Genomic DNA, 19,634 nt, shown 5'->3' on the forward strand with positions numbered 1-19,634 from the left:
ATAAACATGAAAGTCAACTCAAATCCTTTAGATACGCGCTATTTTCTGCCCGATGAACGGACTTTAAGTGATTTTTTGAAATTTATAAATAGACTTTCAAAAGAAATTAAATTTTTTGATGATCAGCTTAACCACAAAGGTGATTGGAGCAAGTTTTTTATTTCAGACGAACTTTTTCTGCTTGCTGAAATTGAAAGCTTCGATATCAAATCTGCGGAAAGAGAAAAAACAGAAACGCTTCTTAATTTTGAGAAAAGTGAAAATGATCAAGAAAAAGCAATTTTAATCACTCGTATTTTTGATCAAATAAAATTCATGCTTAAAACTATTGATGACTGGTATCTGCTTGCATCAAAATACAATAAGCAAAGGGAAAGTAGCACATTAGAAACGGAACTAGTAGCCGCTATTAATTACAGGTGTAAGCAAGTATATTTTCAAGTCTTATTGCTTTCTAAAGAGCTACAAGAACTTGGCAGTCCTTTAATCCTTCCTGTGGATGACCTGCAGTTAAATAAACTTTGGTCTGGTCAAGATCAGGCTCTGAATAGGCCTGGAGCAGGATGGGGAGCAGAAATTTTAGAATTAAATTATGTTTTGAAGCAGCTGCTTCTCTTACATCGCCCTGTTCTAAAAACGATTGTTAATTTAGTTGAAAGGTCGAAACAGCTGATCCATGTGAATTTGTCACAAAAAGATGATCATGAGCCTCATGTTGGTCTTCTTTTAACTTTTTTTGAATTGTTTAAAAAACTTCAAGATGAGATCAATACTGTTCCGGATAGATTGATGTCATATTACTTCGAGGAAATCTTGGGACAAAGAATACTGGATCAAGTGCCTGATACCATACTTTGCTATGCTAGAGTGGATCCTGATGCTGAGGAAATTTTTATTCCGAAGGACGTTAAGGTATTAGCTGGACAAAATCAAGATGGACAAGATATTAAATATGAACTTGAAGACAACTTAAGAGTTTCTAACATCTCACTGAATAACCTTTTCACGCTCTTCATTTCGAGAAATAAATTAATAGACCCTGGTTCTGCTTTCCAAACTGTCAATGGAATTTATTCTAAGAATATCAATCCAAATGAACTTATTGAACCATTTTTAGCACTTGGTGAAGAACAGCGGTTTTTAAGTAATGAATCCAAAACAATGAAGGAAGTGGAAATTGGTTTTTCCATTTCTTCACCAACATTAAGACTTCAGGGAGGATCGCGCTCTGTTAAAATTGATTTTCTCTTCGAGAAGGAAAGCTTCCAATATTTTTTAGCCATGCTGATGTCTGTCTCTAAAACACGGAATCAATTACCCGAGGAGATATTTCATCAAATCTTCTTGGGATCACTGAATCTTACTTATTCAAGTCCTACTGGGTGGACTGAAATTAAAAATTATGAGGTCATTCCACCACTAGATTGGAATCAAGATGGTTTTCAACTTTCATTTACCTTGGGACCTTCTTATCCTTCGATGAGTCCATATGTAGAAGAAGTTCATCAGGATAATCTGTCACTCAAACAGCCTGTGTTGAAAGTCCTTCTTCAAAATCAAAGTGTATTTCATCCTTATTCTTTCTTACAATTTTTAGAATTGGAACAAATAAAGATTTTAGTAGATGTTCAGCAATTAAAGACTTTAAATCTTTTCAGTAGCTATGGGCCTCTAGACCAATCAATACCATTTGATTTATTTGGCCCTACACCGAAGGTGGGTAGCTATTTGCTTGTTGGAAATGATGAGATTTTTAGTAAAGATTTGGAAACCTTGAAAATTGGATGGACGCATCATGGCCTTCCTTTGGAAGGGGATATGAAGGCTTACTTCAAGGGTTATCCTTATGGAATACAAAATGAAAGCTTCAAAATGAAAATTCAGGCTTTGTCGGACTATAGATTTATGCCAAAAGATCATAAGAATGCTATTTCAGTAAACTTGTTTGAAGAAAATAATGGGAATGTTTCTGATAAAAGGCTTATTGAGCTTTTCGACCTTTCAAAATTAGAGATCATTCCCCAGTATGATTTTTCTTTTGAAGGGGATGCTGATTTTTCAGTAGACCAAATGACAGGGTTTTTAAAAATAGAACTAATAGCTCCTTCAATAGGATTTGGTTTTGATGTTTATGCGGATGTCTATAATAAAAGTTTAACTCAATCTACTAATAAGCAGATTGATAAGCCTAAATCTGGATTTTCTTTTGAGGCTCCTGAAGAACCTTTCTCTCCGATGGCTAAGGATTTTTTTATTGATTATAGTGCTTTATCGGAAATTAATTTTATGGGATCAAGATCCTTTGTCAACATTGCTGATAAACAGGAAAATTTTATTCAGATTCATCCATTTGGCAAAAAGTTTTTACTCAAGAATGGTTTAGTTTTCGATAAGGGCTTACTGCCTTTTTTCGAACTTCAGGGTGCTTTATTTCTTGGTTTTAATGCTAAAAAATTCCCTGATGAATTAAGTGTTTTGTTTAAAATAGGGAAAAATGAAAATTGGTTTCATGGAGAAGCTCCCAAGCTTGATTGGTTTTATTTAGCCCACGACATTTGGAAACCATTTAAAATAGAGGATGTTTTGTTTGATGGAACATATGGTCTTACTAGATCGGGTATAATCTCTTTTAAGGGTCCAAAGGATATTAGTTTGGATAATTTGGTGATGCCTAAGGATTGTTATTGGATCTGCTGTAGGACGAAGGATAATTCGGAAATAGCAAGTTTAATTTCAGGCATTTATTTGAATGCATTCTCCGCGAAAGCCATATTGGAGGAAGATAAAATTCATCAGCCTGTTTTACCAGCTTTTCAGGTGCAATCTTTTGAACCGCAAGTCCAAGGGGTTTTAGAAATAATTCAACCTATTGCTTCTGAAGGAGGAAAAGCTGAAGAAAGTAAATTGGCCTTTTATAAAAGAGTGAGTGATAGCCTTAAGCATAAGTTTCGAGCAGTTACCAAATGGGATATTGAAAGTATGTTGCTTCAAGAATTTGATTGGCTTGGATTTGTCAAAGTCTTTGGCAATTTTGGTTTTGAAGGTTTTGTGGATGTTGGATCAATTGTAGTTGTTGGAGTTCCGAAAATAGAAGAAAAACAGCGCTTTTACCTCCCAAAAATGAATCCTGGCCAAATCAAAGACTTAGAAACTTATCTTGGGAAAATAGTGAATCCATTTGCTACATTCAAGGTTATCAATCCACAATACGAGTACTTATTGATCAAGGGTAAAATAAAATTTAATTCATTAGATACAGGCCTATTATTTAAGAAGCTCTATCAAGAGTTGTTGGAAAAAACTTGCCCCTGGTTTTACCAAGATTTGTCCTTGGTATTTACCTACAGAGATGCCAAGCGATCCCAAATTCTAAATTTGATAACAAATAGATCTTATGTGAAGTTTTTTACCAGTTTCTCTCTGGTACATATGTACCAAAATGAAAATGGAGAGTTCTCTTTTGTAGATGGTGCCTTGATAGAAGATGGTATGGAGAAAGTAGATATCGGTAAACCTTGGTCAATTTTGGTTCCTTATCCATTGAAAAGAATTGAATTGATAGAGGAAGAAAAATACATGACTCCGGAACCTTTTGATTTTGAAGATTTAGTACTTGGTGAAAATCTGATTATCACTTCTGGAAATATTGATTCTACTATTGAGCCCTCTGTAAAACTTGAAGAAGTTGAGGATGAAGAGATTTATCATTTTAACTTTAATATTTAGCTATGACATTATTAAATAGACAATCTTTATTGAATTATTTTAAAAAAGGAACTGCTCCTTCTGAAAGGCACTTTGCTGATTTGATAGAATCTACCGTCAATATTGTTGATGATGGAATATCTCGAGAAGGAGAGAATGGGTTTAGAATTACACCAATAGGTAACTCTAACAAGTTGATTTCTTTCTATAAAAATTTCAAACAAATAAAGCCAGAATGGAGCATCAATTTAGATAAGGAGAAAGTAAATGGTTTGAGCTTTCAACAGGAAGGGGAAGTACCTTTATTGGTCCTAAAAAGTGGTGGCCAGGTGGGCGTGGGTGTGGATAATCCTAAAACCAAGTTAGAGGTAAATGGAATAGTTACTTCTAAAGGTAGAATTGGATCTCTTTATAGTGGTCAAGTTCCAGGTGATGGAAAGTGGTATGATGTCATTGATAAAATCAAAGAACCCTGTGCTTTCGAATTGATGTTTCGGATTGATGGAGCACAAGGCAGTGGACGGTACGCATTGGCTCATGTAATTGCAGTAAATACATTTGGTGGTAAAGCATCCAATGGCGCAATTAACAAAACAGGCGCTTATTATGGGAGTTTTTTCAATAGGCTTAAGTTTCGATGGACTGGGGATTTATACGACTATGCACTGCAAGTCAAAACAGCAAGGCATTATGGATTAGATCCCAAAACAGGGGAACCTTACCCAATTCGTTTCAATGCGAGTGACTTGCTCCCTTTTTAACTCTTTAATTTCTTAACTCCTTTATATCCGTGTCAAATTTTATTCCTTCAGAACATACCGATAAAACTATTTTAAGATATGACCTCTTATTTGAAGAGGGGCTAAAACATGCGCAAAAATTCTCGGGTAAAATTTGGACGGATTACAATTACCATGACCCGGGCGTCACTTTTTTAGAGTATTTATGCTATGCATTGACTGACTTAGGATACAGGACTGACTTTCCTATTGCAGATCTCTTTTTGTTTGGTAAGGATGATTTCAATAATGTAAAAGAAAATTTATTATTTGGTCCTGCAGAAGTTTTTAATTCTTCTCCGTCAACAATCAATGATTACAGAAAACTTATTATTGATAGGATCAAACTTGTTGCAAATGCTTGGGTGATACCAATCAAAGATCATAGAATGGGTTTGAAAGGATTATTTGAGATTTTTATTGAATGCAGTGAAGACTTGACTGATTTAGAACTTCAATATTTAAAAAATGAGGTTACTGATTTGTTTCATCAAAATAGATTGATTGGTCATGACTTGGAACAAGTATGGATTCTTAAAAAAGTTTATTTGAGCATTGAGGCAGAAATCAGTATTGAATCGGATGCCTTAGGAGAATTGGTCATGGCTAAGATCTATACAGCTTTGGACAGCTATATCAACCCTCAAGTAGAACTTCATGATCCAATTAAACTTTGGAAAGAAGCTGGTTATGGAGCTGAGCAAGTCCTCAATGGACCTTTACCTATGTTTGGTTTTATATTCGATCACGAGTTGACTCCTAAAATTGAAGCCATTTACATTTCTAGAATTAAAGAGTTGATTTTGGAAGTTGAAGGGGTAAAGGAGATAAATCAGCTTGTTCTTCTTAAAAATGGAATACCTGTTTTTGATAACTTTGTCCGTTTCTCAAAGGATGAATTTCCAAAAATCCAATACTTAGATGAACTAACTGATACTTTTCAAAGTTTTATTCATCTTCTCAAGAATAACGTTAAATATGACATTGACCCCATCATTACCAAGCAACTGATTACCTCTGAAGGGGTATCTGTTAATCAATATTACCACCAAGAACTGAGGTATGAGGAAAAGCTTCCTGAAGGGCGATTTTCATTAGAAGAGCTCCGTAAGCATTATCCAATTCATAATGAATTGCCTGAATTGTATGGCGTAGGGAAATTTGGAGTTTCAAAAAACTCAGGTAAAGTGCTACAATCTTCTACCTATCAGGTATCTGCTTATTTATATTTCTTTGAACAAATGATGGCTTCATACCTTGCTCAACTTTCTGGACTTAGGTTTTTGTTCTCTACGCGTGACCTGAAAGAAAGCTATTATAATCAGATACCTCTTGAAATCCCACTCATTCAAAATATTCTTCCTGACACCTCTGATTTTTTAAATGTTCTCCACCAATGTTCACAAATAAGCGATGATTTTGTGGAGAGGAGAAACAGACTGCTAGATCATTTACTAGCGAGGTTTGGAGAAAAAATTGATGAAACAAGTTTGAAGAAAATTTATAAATCGGCTACTCTTGATGGACAAGAGCACTTCAATTTGCCGATTATCCAAACAAAGATGAGCTATTTAAATGAAATCATTGAGATAGGTAGGAATAAATCCAAAGCTTTTGATCTTAAAGGAGAACAGGTATGGGATGCTGAAAATATTTCTGGTCTTGAGAAAAGAATAGCCATAGCACTCAACATTAAAAATTATCAAAGAAGGTATTTATCTGCTCCTTTAAAAACACTTTTTACAAAAAAATCAGAACCAAAAGACAAGGAATTGAAATGGATGCTTCAAAGTCTATCGTTTGAAGAAGGGGAATTTCAAGTTTATAAATTACCCCAAGAAGCTTATCAGAATAGGATGGTTCATTTCTACGGGAAGGGTTTGAGATTTTTACAAGAAATATTTCAAATTACCTCAAACAAAAAAAAGATTTATACCCGCTATTCACCAAATGAAGACATGCATTACCTCATGATGCAACAAAGTGGTATGAATACTCCATTTATCTTATATGAATCCTCAATTTCAGAAGATTGCATCATTGCCAAGGCAAAGATAATTGATAAATTAAACGATTTGGATGAGCAATCTGAGGGTTTTCATATGCTTGAGCATATCCTTCTGCGCCCGCTAGAACCTGTTTCTTTTATTTTCTCTTTTTTAAATTTTGAGGGAGAAGAATTTATAGAAGGTTTATATCCTGGTGAAATGGAAGAGCAAAAATCATTGGGAGAAGACCTTTTAAGCTACGGAATAGATATTGATAATTACAGTATTGTTGAGCAGGAAAATACAAATACTTATGCGGTTCTTATTTATAATTATAAGCATGAACCTTTTGCCAAAATCAAAGGAACTTTTAATTCTAAACCTGGAGCAAAAAGAGCAATTGACAATGCAATGAATTTTTTCAATGCCCTGAATGTTCAGGCGCTTCTGCCAGAAAACTTTATGGAAGTGAATCATATGGGTGGGGCGGGGCATGGATTCCCTCAGAATTTTCCATTTTCTGACACATTAAGTTTTATTTTCCCAAATTGGCCAGCACGTTTTCAAAAAAATGATTTTAAAAAGTATTTGGAGAAATTAGTTGCTGAACATGTCATGGCCCATCAAGGAGTGAAAATATACTTTTTGAATATGATAGAAATCGAACAGTTTGAAGAGCGCTACCATCAGTGGTTATTTTTGAAGAATCAGGATCAGCAAGACCTAAAAAAAATTGATGGATTAGCACTTCAACTGATTCAACTCTTGCAAGAATTTAAGTCAATCAATTTTACTTCAGGGAATGACTGACAGCTTGATAGATAAATTGGTGTTTGAATTAGGAATTGACCAAAGATCAGATTTTGATATTCTAGTGAGTCAAATTCCTGATGCTGTAGTGGATCAACTCAGTGAATTTATAGATCAACAACTTGCAGTATTTAAAATAAGTGAACAGGATCTACTCATCAATAAATTAGAAATAGATTTAGGTACGCTTAGTTTAGACGATTTTTCAACGAACCTGCTCGATAAATTTAAGAAAGCATTTATCATTGCTCTTCAGAAATTCCTAAAATCTAATTCAGGTCTTCAGTTTTCAAAGGAGGAATTGCCATTTATCTTGATACAGTATTTTTTGTATCAGGCTGTGATGCCTTGGTGGGTCAATACCAAATCAGTTAATAGCAATGTTTTTTTTCAACAAGCCCTACAAAAAAACCCAAAGAGGCTTTTAAAGGTATTAAAACAGTTGCAAAGGCAGCCACTTTTAAGAAAAAGATTTATTGAAAATATAAAAGAAGACTTTCTTTTAGAGGTCTTTTTTGCGACTCGGGGTACAAATCAATTGCCCGTAAAAAGTGAAATGCGCTCTATTCAATTCTTTTTGAAAAGAAGATTTAAGCATCTCAGTACCCATCAAATAGGCATTCTTTTTAAGAAAATATTGCTTGATTTTATTTTTTATCCATATGAATTGAAGGATTCTAAAAGTTTATTCTTTGTATTAAGTAGAAGCATTGACAATAATGTACTTGGGAATGAATACTTGAGTAATCATAAGAGTTGGTTTCCTAGTAACTCAGGTATTTTATTTCAAAAGGAAAATCTACTTGAAAACAATTCAGCTCGTCATCGATCAACTTACAAGCAGGAGAATTTGAGAGGAAGTCTATTGCTTAAATTTTATTTTTATCTTGAAAATGGATATTCAATTCCTGAAAGAAGGGCGTCAGCTTATAAATTTCAAAATTTCAACACACTTTTCGCGTATTTATTAAAAGATAACTTAGAAAATATTGTTGATTTTTTACGTACCCATGGAAAAAATCATTCCATCAAGAAAAGGTTTTTAGAATCTGTTTCTCAAGAACTTCTTGGTAAATTATTTTTGTTAGTTGCTCCAGAGAAAAGAAAGTTATTACAATGGGTACTTGCTGTATTTGAAAAAGTTCAAGAAGAATATAAACCTATTAACCAGACTTTTATTCAAGTAAGAAAGTCTATTAATGAGATCACTTTTGAACTTTTCTTGAATAAGAAGATCAATGCTATTTCTGATTCCAATTATTTGCGCTTTTTATTTAAGCAAACCGCGAAGAAGTATGGTATTCAATACAATAGATTGCTTTTTTATACTTTAAAAGCAATTGATACAGGAGGGAATAAATACAAGTTGAATAACTTTCATCAAGTGTTGATGGGACTCTATCATATTGATATTTTAAAAGATAGAGCGTCAAGTTTAATTCTATCTCCTTTTTCACCTCAGATCTATTCAGGTATCGTTGGAAATGATTTCAAAAATAAGGATGTTGTCTTCAACTTATTTTTGGAATTGTACAAAATGAAATTTAAAAGGAGCGATTCAAAAGTCGTTGATTGGCTGAGGATAAATGTTCAAGGCAGTAGGCTCGGCGAAACCAGTAACTTGATTGAACTTTGGGAAATATTTGCTGCTAAATTTAATGTCCAAAAAGAGGGATTGCTCATCCCACTCTTGATTGCACAAGGTCAAAATTCTAGTCTTGACCTCACAGAAAGTTCTTATAATAAATTAAAGAGGCAATATAAACTCAAGGGAGCTTATCGAAATAGGAAGTCAAAAATTAATGAATTGGTCTCTTCCTTACAAGCTCAAAAGCATTTGATTCCAAAGAAAATATTGCTTGAGATTTTTCAACATTTGCCAGTTGACTTTAAAGGAGATAAGCTTACTTTTTTAAAATCAGTAAACTTGATAAATCCCAAATTGACTTCCTTTATGGAGGAATATATCCAATGGTTAGGTCAAACTACTCAAAGTCATGGTTTGGTACACCAGCAGAACAAGGTTTTCAATTGGTTATTTTATCAAATTCTACTTGCTCCTCAAAGAAAATATACTTTAGCTAGCTTGCAGGAATGGACGCTGGAGTTCTTAAAAATTGCTGATTTGTCTATAAAAAGCACGTCTAACAGGATTATACAAGTTGATGGTAAAGCGAATCAATGGAGAAATGCAGGAGAGCTTAAGCCTTTTCGTACAACGAAAATGGCTGATCCTTTAAGCTATAAGCAGCCTAATTTAGTAATCGCTCGCTTTTTTCATTTGATTGGAAAGAATGAGATTTATAGCTTTTTTCCTGATGCTTATAAATTCAATGAACAAAGTCTATTTCAGCTGCTCCTCTCAAAATATGCAATAGAATTTCTATTGACTCTTAAAAAAAATCAATTCAATGTAGAATTGAGAGATTATATCTTAATTCAAGCTCCCAAATGGTTGAAAAGAGACTTACTCTATTTTTTAGACGCTCATCATCAAAAGCTTCAGTTTCAATTATTAGAAGAGATTTTAAAGAAATTAGCAACTCTTCAATGGATAACGCTAAAGGGTGAGGCTTTAAGGCTTTTTTTAGAAAAGATTTTATGGACTAGCATTCTTGGAACCAAGGAATTAGACTATCAAGATTTGTGGGTTCTAGTATTGGATAAGGCTGCTACTGATAGGCTTTTTTCTGATCAATTTTGGAAGGATACTGATTTATTTGAAAATTTTTCAGATCATAAAAAGGGTGACGTGATGCCGCAAAGCAGCAAGGAGTTGAAAATCTTGAATCAGCAGGGTTATCTTTCCTACTTTGCTGCTTTTAATCCGAATGTGAAAGAAATAGAGCATGCTATTCCTGTTTTTGAAAGTTTGATCAATAAATCTGTTTTTCCAAGTGCTCATATATTTGAAGGCAATGAGATTAAGGATTATATACGGTATATCAATAGGTTGGTGATTGAAAACAAGTTGGCCTTGGTGAGCGTACTAAAAAAAACCGATTCTAATCCACTCCTGCATCATTTCCTTCAATTTTTAAATACACAAGCATTGAAAATAGTGCTTGTTGAAGCATATCAACAAGTGAATGTTTTTTTACCTATAAAACAAATTCATTCAATTCTGAAGTATTTTAAAGTATCAGATCCGCAAAAGCAGCATCTTGTATTTGCTGAGCTAATTGTTAGAATCACGGATAAGAAAAATGCTTATTTGTCTCCTATTGAGACGATTTCAAGTATTCTTGTTTTTTTATTGGATCAAAGGATTATCAGTAGAGAACAATTTACACTTCGAATGAATTGGTTGGATTTCTTTGAAGGTATTGGATTTACACCCTCAGAAGAAGTCTTGTTTCTTGCTGAATTGAAAAAGCAACACTGGTTTAAGCCTGAGTTTGATTCTATGCTTACATCTAAGGGGAGAAGAGTTGGTGATCTATTTTCTCCTGTTAATTTAGATTTTATCTATTTTCCAAATTCGTTTGGTATAAGCCACTACCAAAATTTTTTCAAAAAAGCGATTGCACAAGAATTCATTTTAAAAAGTCACCAACCGATTTTGGCAGCATGGGAAGCTTTTGCGGTGAGGTTCAAAGACAAAGTTTATTTTCAGAATATTCTTCAAATTTATTTCTTTAATAAACTTTATCTTGTTTCTCAAAGTCATGCTTTTAAAGCACAGTTTGTTTATACGTTTATGAATAAATTAATGAAGAGCGAAAATCAATTGACTACTTTTTTCTCTAGGTTAGCAAATGAGCCTTCATTGATCGCTGGAATTCCTTTCATCAGTCTTGAAACGAAGCGAGGAACACTAGCAAACAAATGGTTTCAAATTTGGCATTTGGAAAATAAAAATGAACGTTTGTTGCTGGGTAACTCAAAAGACTTTTCTGAATATTATATTCATCTGCTAATCAGCAAAGGACTTAGGTTTTTTGAGGAACAGGAAAGTCTCCGAAAAATCACCCCAGAAATAATTGAAGAAATAAGGTCTATACCTCTTAATAAGCTTTGGTCTTACGATTTTCATGAGGATTTTTGGATGGATTTATTTTCTATCAAATCTGAAAGTGAAATCTTTGGTTATTTTGTCAAAGGACCTGACCCTTATTTGCGACAAATAAAAGGACAAAAAGTGCTGTCTATTTGGCTTGAGCAGTATTTTAATAAGCAAAGTCAAACAGGTGCTGTTGCGTTTTTAAATCTCTTTCAAAAGAACTTTTATTCTAACACAATAAATTTTGAAAAGAAGGTATGGTCTTTTTTTAATGAATTTTTATCCCTGCCCCAAGGGAAGAAGACTTATCAAGAAATCTTAAAATTAAAACATGAGGAGTTAGACATATTTGAAACTAATGCTCCAAATTTATTTAAAAGTTTGCGTACTGTAACTTTTGAAAACCAAAAAAAGCTGGAATTAGATGAAATTCTCGAACGCTTCCTAAGTGATGGTGTACTTCCTTTTGATCAGATTAGCTTGAAAGATTTAGGAAAAGCGCTTTCAACTACAAAAGGCAAATCATTAAAAAGGTACAGATTGTTGATTTTTAGTGCATTGCAATCAAATTTTGGGAGGAAAAATATCATTAAGTTATTGAGTCATTTGGATGAAGATTGGTATTTTAAACTCATTCATCCAAAGCTTCCTGTCGATTTAGATTTTTTGAATAGAAATATTAGAAATAGACTCAATAAGAATCTTTTTGCGAAGCTGCGCATTACTCAAAAGCTTGATAGGTTAATTTACATCACAGATATTTGGAAGACTTTGAATCTACATATAAAGCATCCTGTAGAGATTCTAATTCCTGTCGTAGAAAATTGGATTAAAGAGGTAGATCCCGTTTTAGTTGCAAAAGTTTTTAACCCTAATGAAGCCAAATCTGAATTATTCGCTTTGTTGATGAATGCTAGCCAGAAGATCAAAAGTATTTTAGATGATCTCGAGGAAGAAACTGTGATGTTAAAAGTGGAAGAAAAATTGGATATTGAAGAAGTAGACTACGGGGAAGGGGTAACGATTGCGAATGCGGGATTAATTTTATGCTGGCCCTTTTATGGTAGATTCTTTTCTGCGCTTGGAATGGTTCAAAATGGAGAATTTAGTGGAGAAATTATGGAAGAGAAAGCCATACAGCTTCTTCAATATATAGCAACTGGAAAGGTGGAGTCTGAGGAATGGAATCTTACTTTAAATAAAATTTTATGTGGTGTAAAGCCTGATTTTCCGGTATCTCCTACCTTAGAACTCTCCATAGAAGAAGAGGAACTCTGTGAGAAACTGATCAAGGGGACAATCTATAACTGGGAAAAGATTAGAGGAACCAAGCTTGAAACTTTTAGAGAGACTTTTTTAAACAGAGAAGGTAGGCTTTTTGAAAAGGACAACAGGTGGGAGTTGATCGTTGAGAAAAAAGCTTATGATGTTCTATTGGATACACTACCTTGGAATATTTCTATGATTAATTTAAGTTGGATGAAGAAGAGACTAACAGTTCAATGGCAATAAAAGAAATTAATGAGTTATTTGTTCAACCTATAGTAGAAGATCTCAAATGGTTGAAAGCTGTTATTGATTGGAGAATGCGGACTTACTTTGATGATTCGTCTGTAAGTCTGGACCTACCTGAACCTCCTGAACTAGAAGGTAATGATTCTCCTTTTTATAGATTTTTATTAGAGAATCAGCTGGGTAGAACTGAGCGTATCGTTCTACTCATGAGTTTGGCGCCTTTACTTTATCCACAGATTTTTGACTGCTTTTTTATTCAGAATAAATCCATTGGGAGACAATTCTCAGAATTTGGTGGATTAGAATCAAAATCAGGAACAGGATTTAAACCGACTTTAGAAACGGTTCATTTTGTACTTCATGGCAAGGATATCATGAGACGGGTTGATTTGTTTAATATATTTTCCAACAGTCACTTTTTGGTGAAGAATCAATATTTGCTGATGCAGGAACAACATGCTTTCCATTCTTTTTGGTCAAATCCACTTACGATCAACGAGGATTTTTTCTATCACCTGGTCTCTGGAGTGGCAGTTAAACCTAGATTTTCTGCCGACTTTCCTGCAAAAGAATTAAATTCTCCAATAGAAATCGATGAATTAATCTTATCGAGTCACTTAAAGGATGAATTGGCAAATATTTTAACATGGATGCAACACCGTGAGGAAATTAAATCCAATTCACTGTTATCTAAAAGTTTTAAAAAGGGCTATAAGGCTTTGTTTTATGGGCCACCTGGAACTGGAAAATCATTGACGGCTGCAGTTTTAGGTAGTCAGAGTGCTTGTCCTGTTTATAGAGTAGACTTATCTAGGATAGTTTCTAAATACATTGGCGAAACTGAGAAAAATTTATCTAACTTATTTGATAGAGCTGAAAATCAGCATTGGATTCTTTTTTTTGATGAGGCGGATTCTCTATTTTCCAAGCGTACAGAAATTAATGATTCAAAAGATAAATATGCAAATCAAGGGACTTCTTATTTGTTGCAGAGACTTGAGGAGTTTGATGGTTTGGTTATTTTAGCCTCCAATTTAAAACCTAACATAGATCGTGCTTTTTTAAGAAGGTTTCAATCCGTTATGTATTTTAGTTTGCCTAGTTATGAAGATCGAGTCAAAATGTGGAATAACGCATTGAAAAGCATCACTTTTGCCAAAGATTTAGATGTACATACATTAGCTGAAAAGTATGAAGTCTCAGGTGCTGCAATTAACAATGCTACGCAATTTGCATGGTTAATAGCCAAAAAGCATTTGAGGAACGAAGTTTTGAAAATTGATTTGGAGGCTGGACTACTTCGGGAAATGGCTAAAGAAGGAAAATCAGTAAAATAAATTACTTGATTAATAGAAAATGATACGGAGCTGAGTTTGAATTTCAAGCTGAGATTTAAAAATTTCAATAACACATTAGTGATGTTTGACCATTATTATTATCCTGTAGCGCTAGAGAAAGAGCTTAATAAGCAGCTTGAAATGTTCCAATACCAAGCTCAAATGTTGGTTGATGGGCAAGCTTTCTTAGACTTATCAAATAAAATCATCAAAGCACAGGTTCGTGGTAAATACTTCGAACTAATTATTCTATTGCCAAAAGGTTATAGGACGCTAGAAAATGCAAATTTGATCCATAGAATAGCCAATGCTGGGGCAAAGGTTGGTGTTTTAGAGGTCTCAACTTTTGATCCAGAAGTGGAACAATTTTCTATTTTTGATAGTAAACTATTCTTCAGCAACAGATCGGTAAATCGGGAAGAAGATTTAGATCAATTTTTTATTAAAAAGCGTCATGATTTTGACTTAATCATGAATGCATGTAAACAAATATCCTCTTTTTCAGATGCTCCCAAAATTACTTTTTCGGCAAATAAATATTTTGTCTATAGAGGAGATGAAGTGAAGCTTTCTTGGAAGGTAGAAAACTCTAATTCAGTTTTCTTAGATCCAGGAAATAAGAGCGTAGATCCTCATAGCGAGGAGACTTTATTTATCCAAGATGATTGCTTGTTTACAATTACTTCCAAAAATGTAAAAAGTAAAACTTCTTTGTCTATTTTTATTAAATGCTATCAAGACGAAGATTTAAAATTAGTGGTGTTGGTATTCAATAAGGAGTTAGGAGAATATATAAAAATAGATCCTGCTGCCACAAATGAACCAACTTATGCGGTATATTTTAATGATTTGGTGAGGATTGAGTGGGTGTGTAAGGCAAGGTCAAAGTTATTCGAAGCAAAAATGGGTAAATTAGATAATATTGGATTTTATGATTTCATTATAGGTGAATCCATTGCTCTGAATTTTGAACTGCACGCAAATAATGAAGTTGTCAATAAAAATGTCACCATTCAACCTATAAAAGTAAATAGGAATAAGAAACCCTTGGAAATACATGATGAGTCATTAAATATTTCTGATTCTTATGCCCCCAAGCAACAAAGTTTTATTCATGCTTGGATAAAAAAAATAGTGAGTATTCTGAAATTAAAAAGCTGATATGGGCATGACCTCTTTTTTGTTGTTTTGCTCTGGAGTAAGTCAGGTCGTCTTAGAGAAATGTCCTGATTCAGAAAAAATCAAACATGTTAGTATAGGTGCATCAGTTCTTTTTACTGGCATATTGGCTATAATTTCCTCTTATTTTGCTTTCAGTTTGATTTTTGAGTCTGCCTGGATTAATTTGTTTATCGCAATTTTTTGGGGGCTGATTATTTTTAATTTGGACAGATATATTGTTGCTACACTGAGAAAAAAAAACCAGTTTATTTATGAACTAATGCAAATTAGTCCGAGACTGATTTTATCAATTTGCATTGCATTGGTGGTGGCGAAACCTTTAGAATTGCAAATATTTAAATCTGAAATTGATCAACAATTAGGAGAGGATTTAATTCAAAAAAATCATAATCTTGAACAACGATATGCTGTGCAGTTCGCCATAATTGATGATAAAAAGAAAGCGTATGAAAGCCAATCAAACCACTACTTTGAGTTAAAGGAATTTTACTATCAAGAGTACAAATGTGAATGTGATGGTACCTGTGGTACAGGTCAACAAGGAAGGGGAGAAGAATGCCTTCGAAAAAAAGAAAAGTATGAAAACTTCATCACTGAATTTTATGCAAAAGAACGTGCGATTCAGGCTTCTATACTTGAGTTAAATGCTGAAGCGGATCGTTTCAAAAGTCAGCTTCTTGAAGAAAAAGAGCATATCCAATCTTCTTTTTCTTCTGGACTTTTAGCCAGAATTCAAGCTTTAAACCGTTTAGACAGTTGGGCACCTTGGGCGGTTACTTTGATGATTCTTTTTGTGGAAATTGCTCCTGTATTAACCAAGTTATTTGCTTCTCAAGGACCTTATGATGAACTATTGGCTTTGGAAGAGAGCAAGTATAAAATTGACTATATGAAAAAGTTTTATCAATCTGAAGAACAGTTTGATAATGAATATGTAGGAAAGCTTCATGATATTAAGTTGATTAGAAATGAATTAATTGCTGAAAAGCAGAGTAGAGTGAAACAGGATTACAGAGACTTAGCAAAGGAATTAAGTAAACAATTGAAAAGGTGAATCAACTTAGATTATTGGTGTTTTTTATTATTGGGATGGGTACTTTACTCTCATCCTCTGGGAGTGTTTTTGGAAATACGTATCGGATGAAGTCTTGTAGTTTAACGGATATAGATACCCTATTTACCCAAGTATTTCAAAATGAAAGCGACTTTGATTGGTACATAGGAGAGGAACTACAACTTTTTAATTCAAATGAAACTTTAGCTAAAATTGAAGATGCTGAAAGGGATAGTTTGTATCAACTGTTTAACGAGAAAAAGCAAATTAGTATTGATAAAAAGGATCTTTGGAAGTTTTTAGGATTTACAATTGAGGATCCTGATCTTCAGCAGATTATATCTCAGTCAGTAGATATCCTTCCGAAAAGTAAAATACAAACCTTTGATTTTGAAATTAATGCAGGGGATCGGGTATTTTTTAATTATTCCTCTATTGTCAATAAAGGCTCAGCAATCCAAATTGAAATTTTGTTGAATAAGGTGAGCATAGAGAAATCTATGAGTGTAAAAAAAGGAAAAAAAATTGAGCTAGATTTTATAGCGAAGCAAGCAGGAAAAGTCGAGGTGATCATTAAAAGTTTTAGCATTTTAAGGCATGAGGGTTTCTTAGATATTCAGGTAAAAGCGAAGAAAGAAAATATCTTGCTTCAACAAATTCAGCAGCCAATTACGCAATTGAAATTGGTCAATACCATGGTATTTGATACGCTCTTTGAAACGGTATTGGATGAAGACATTAGACTTACCCACAAATTAAATATTGTTGAAACTGCATCTTTTGAGAAAGAGATCTTATTTAATAAAGACAAAGAATTGATTGGTTTTTCAATCTTCTTTTTCCCTTCTGAACAAAAAGAAAAGCTTCGTTTTGAAAGAAAAGAGATTTGGAGAGAGGATCCTTTTCAAGACTTTTCAATCAAGGAGTTGACGGGTCGTTCTTTTACCTATTTACCTGAATTCTCTTTTCCGGAGCTTGATATATGGATCACCAATCAAGAAAAGGAAAAAGTTTGGCTCAATGGACAAAGTCTGATTAAAGAAGATGACTGGGAACCAAGTCAGAACAGCAAAAGAAATTATGCCATGTTTAGCCCAAGCAACATAGGAGATGATAGGAAGATTTACCTCAAAATGACCAATAAATCAACTTTGTATGATTTTAATTTGAGTATTCGGATTTTGGCTCTTTTTAGACAACGTTTCAGTGTGCTGCAGGAAGTTGAAGTGAAGTCTAGCGTTGAAAAAATATTATTGTCACTCATATGAAAAAGATAAGTTATAATTTAGTTTTTGTTTTCTTTTTATTGTCTTTAACGCTGTTCTCTTGTAGGAGAGAATATTCTAAATTGAAATCGAGTACCAGAAGGGTTTCTTCTGAAATGCGTTATTTGGAAAGAACCTCAGGAGGTCTGATTGCAGCCTTAGGTTTGGGAGATCAGTCCGAAGGATTGGACACTGCTAAAACCCAAATGACTCCTTTGATTCAAAAGTCATTTATTCAAGATTATGCCTTTCTTTACGATGGTTTAAATGGTGAAAAAACAAATAATTATTTGCAGTCTTTTGAATATGATTCTTCAAAAAATGTTTTTAAAAGACAAGATTTGTTTCAAAAGAAACTGCGAGAAAATGTAGAAGTATATACCTGGTATCCCTATTGGATGGGTGATGTGTGGAAGTCATATAATTTCGATCTGATTTCAACTATTTCCTTTTTTTCTTATAAAATCGACCCACAAACAGGGAGCTATCTGAATCCTGTACAAATATCACAATGGCGAGAAACAGCCTTAATAGACTCAGCCAAACAGCATGGCACAAAAGTATTATTGAATCTTGCATTGGAAGGTGAAAATAATCTGAATGAATATCTCAAAAATGAAGCTTCCTGGAATACAACCTTAGATTCTATTGCCGTTTTGATCAGGGAAAGAGATGCTGATGGCATAGAGATTGAGTTTTTTAACGTTCCCGAAGGAAGTGCTGGTAAATTTTTGGATTTTGTTAGTTTTATAAAAGACAACTTAGATTATCGTTTTATAGCTAAAAAGATGCTAGTCTCCTTAATCTTACCCACCCAGCCTGATAATTTTTTTGCTGAGATCGAGGATTTAGACGAGTACATTGATTTATTCATTATTAAGGGTCTTGATTATCATGAATTGGTTGAAAATGGAACAGCTGTAGCACCGTTAAGAACGGATGTCGCTGATGGTCTCAGTTTGGAAAATTCTATTGGTCAATATTTGAAAATGGGTTTAGTCGCTGAAAAATCAATTTTAGCTTTGCCTTTATATGGATCTCAGTGGTCAGGAACTTGGGACAGGGCAGGGGGCTTTTACGAGACTGACTTTGAAAGAAAAATAACTTTGTCAGAAGTTTCTAGGGTATTTGAATCGAGAGATACCAGCTATGTGATTAGTCCTGTCTTAGACGAAGTGTCTATGACAAATTATTTTTTCTTAGAATTTGAGGATGATTCCTCTGTGGAATGCTGGTATGATGATTCTTATACCTTAGCGAAAAAGATTGACTTGGCATTATTTAAGAACTTTAAAGGAGTAGGTTTTTGGGCACTTGGCTATGACTTGGGATCTACTGATATTTGGGATGTTGTAGAAGAGAAATTCACAGGAAACACAGTTTATGTTCAAGACCCCATTGCTGAAATGGAGGGGTACCCTATCCAAGTTGCTTCATTCATCCAGAAATATGAAAAGCTATTTGTGGTCACTTTTGTCATGCTTACGATTATCATTTTTTTTACACTCGCCTTGGCATTTTCGGATTGGCGCTTTAGGGATACCATTTTAGCTAGGCAACTTTATAGGATCATCTTCCTTTTCGGTTTCATTTTTATTACGCTCTCCATTGCTACTTATTTTGGTATTTTGGGACAAGGAAATTGGACTTACTTTTTATTATTTTTCCTAGGTGCTGCAGCAAGCTATTATATTGAAAAGTATGGTGGATTAATCAAAATTAATAAACCTTGACCTTAAGATGTTTAAAATCATAAAAGAACTCACCCTTCTATTCCTATTTGCTTATGCAGCAATTTGGATTAGCTATGCTGTTTTGAGTGTAATTCAGCTCAGATCAGCGTCTCCTACTATGACGACTATTGACGAGCTGTATTTAGTTCAATTGGCTATTTTCATTTGGTTTTTAGTCTTGATTTCTTTGTATGTGCTTCGCTTATTGGTTTTTATTGTTTTCAAGAGATTGAATCCGGAGGTAGATGGAGAGAACCCATGAA

At 33.8% G+C, this 19,634-nt stretch carries 10 protein-coding genes; all 10 read left to right on the forward strand.

Annotation, left to right across the window (positions count from 1 at the left end):
- Nucleotides 1-6: 6 nt before the first annotated feature.
- On the forward strand, nt 7-3,726 hold the full coding sequence (locus tag IEV57_RS08140; RefSeq protein WP_188441507.1) for a baseplate J/gp47 family protein: 3,720 nt from the start codon (nt 7-9) through the stop codon (nt 3,724-3,726).
- A gap of 2 nt (nt 3,727-3,728) precedes the next feature.
- A complete protein-coding gene (locus IEV57_RS08145) occupies nt 3,729-4,466 on the forward strand; it encodes an adhesin (protein ID WP_188441509.1) in 738 nt (245 codons plus the stop codon).
- Between the two features lie 29 nt (nt 4,467-4,495).
- Nucleotides 4,496-7,282: a baseplate wedge protein gene (locus IEV57_RS08150; RefSeq protein ID WP_188441511.1), complete on the forward strand. Its 2,787-nt coding sequence runs from the start codon at nt 4,496-4,498 to the stop codon at nt 7,280-7,282.
- Nucleotides 7,275-12,797 (forward strand): contractile injection system tape measure protein, encoded by a 5,523-nt coding sequence (locus IEV57_RS08155; protein ID WP_188441513.1) that lies wholly within the window; start codon nt 7,275-7,277, stop codon nt 12,795-12,797. Before IEV57_RS08150 ends, IEV57_RS08155 begins: the two co-directional genes overlap by 8 nt.
- A complete protein-coding gene (locus tag IEV57_RS08160) occupies nt 12,788-14,137 on the forward strand; it encodes an ATP-binding protein (RefSeq protein ID WP_188441516.1) in 1,350 nt (449 codons plus the stop codon). Before IEV57_RS08155 ends, IEV57_RS08160 begins: the two co-directional genes overlap by 10 nt.
- Before the next feature lie 81 nt (nt 14,138-14,218).
- Nucleotides 14,219-15,298 carry a hypothetical protein gene (locus tag IEV57_RS08165; RefSeq protein WP_188441518.1) on the forward strand — a complete coding sequence of 360 codons (1,080 nt, stop codon included), beginning with the start codon at nt 14,219-14,221 and terminating at the stop codon, nt 15,296-15,298.
- A gap of 7 nt (nt 15,299-15,305) precedes the next feature.
- Nucleotides 15,306-16,373, forward strand: a complete 1,068-nt coding sequence (locus IEV57_RS08170; protein WP_188441520.1) for a DUF4407 domain-containing protein — start codon at nt 15,306-15,308, stop codon at nt 16,371-16,373.
- The gene (locus IEV57_RS08175; RefSeq protein WP_188441522.1) at nt 16,370-17,641 is read left to right on the forward strand and encodes a hypothetical protein; all 1,272 of its coding nucleotides are present in this window, start codon (nt 16,370-16,372) and stop codon (nt 17,639-17,641) included. The genes IEV57_RS08170 and IEV57_RS08175 overlap by 4 nt, the downstream gene beginning before the upstream one ends.
- Complete coding sequence (locus tag IEV57_RS08180; RefSeq protein WP_188441524.1) at nt 17,638-19,371, forward strand: glycosyl hydrolase family 18 protein; 1,734 nt, start codon at nt 17,638-17,640, stop codon at nt 19,369-19,371. Before IEV57_RS08175 ends, IEV57_RS08180 begins: the two co-directional genes overlap by 4 nt.
- Before the next feature lie 7 nt (nt 19,372-19,378).
- Entirely contained in the window at nt 19,379-19,633 is a 255-nt protein-coding gene (locus IEV57_RS08185) for a hypothetical protein (RefSeq protein WP_188441526.1), read from the forward strand.
- Nucleotide 19,634 lies beyond the last annotated feature (1 nt).

This window comes from Belliella aquatica, from assembly GCF_014637795.1.
Classification (GTDB): Bacteria; Bacteroidota; Bacteroidia; order Cytophagales; family Cyclobacteriaceae; genus Belliella; species Belliella aquatica.

What these genes read in the sequence shown, in the direction of transcription:
- IEV57_RS08140 (WP_188441507.1), top strand. Translation starts at nt 7, where the DNA reads ATGAAAGTCAACTCAAATCCTTTAGATACGCGCTATTTTCTGCCCGAT.
- IEV57_RS08145 (WP_188441509.1), top strand. Translation starts at nt 3,729, where the DNA reads ATGACATTATTAAATAGACAATCTTTATTGAATTATTTTAAAAAAGGA.
- IEV57_RS08155 (WP_188441513.1), top strand. Translation starts at nt 7,275, where the DNA reads ATGACTGACAGCTTGATAGATAAATTGGTGTTTGAATTAGGAATTGAC.
- IEV57_RS08160 (WP_188441516.1), top strand. Translation starts at nt 12,788, where the DNA reads ATGGCAATAAAAGAAATTAATGAGTTATTTGTTCAACCTATAGTAGAA.
- IEV57_RS08165 (WP_188441518.1), top strand. Translation starts at nt 14,219, where the DNA reads ATGTTTGACCATTATTATTATCCTGTAGCGCTAGAGAAAGAGCTTAAT.
- IEV57_RS08170 (WP_188441520.1), top strand. Translation starts at nt 15,306, where the DNA reads ATGACCTCTTTTTTGTTGTTTTGCTCTGGAGTAAGTCAGGTCGTCTTA.
- IEV57_RS08180 (WP_188441524.1), top strand. Translation starts at nt 17,638, where the DNA reads ATGAAAAAGATAAGTTATAATTTAGTTTTTGTTTTCTTTTTATTGTCT.
- IEV57_RS08185 (WP_188441526.1), top strand. Translation starts at nt 19,379, where the DNA reads ATGTTTAAAATCATAAAAGAACTCACCCTTCTATTCCTATTTGCTTAT.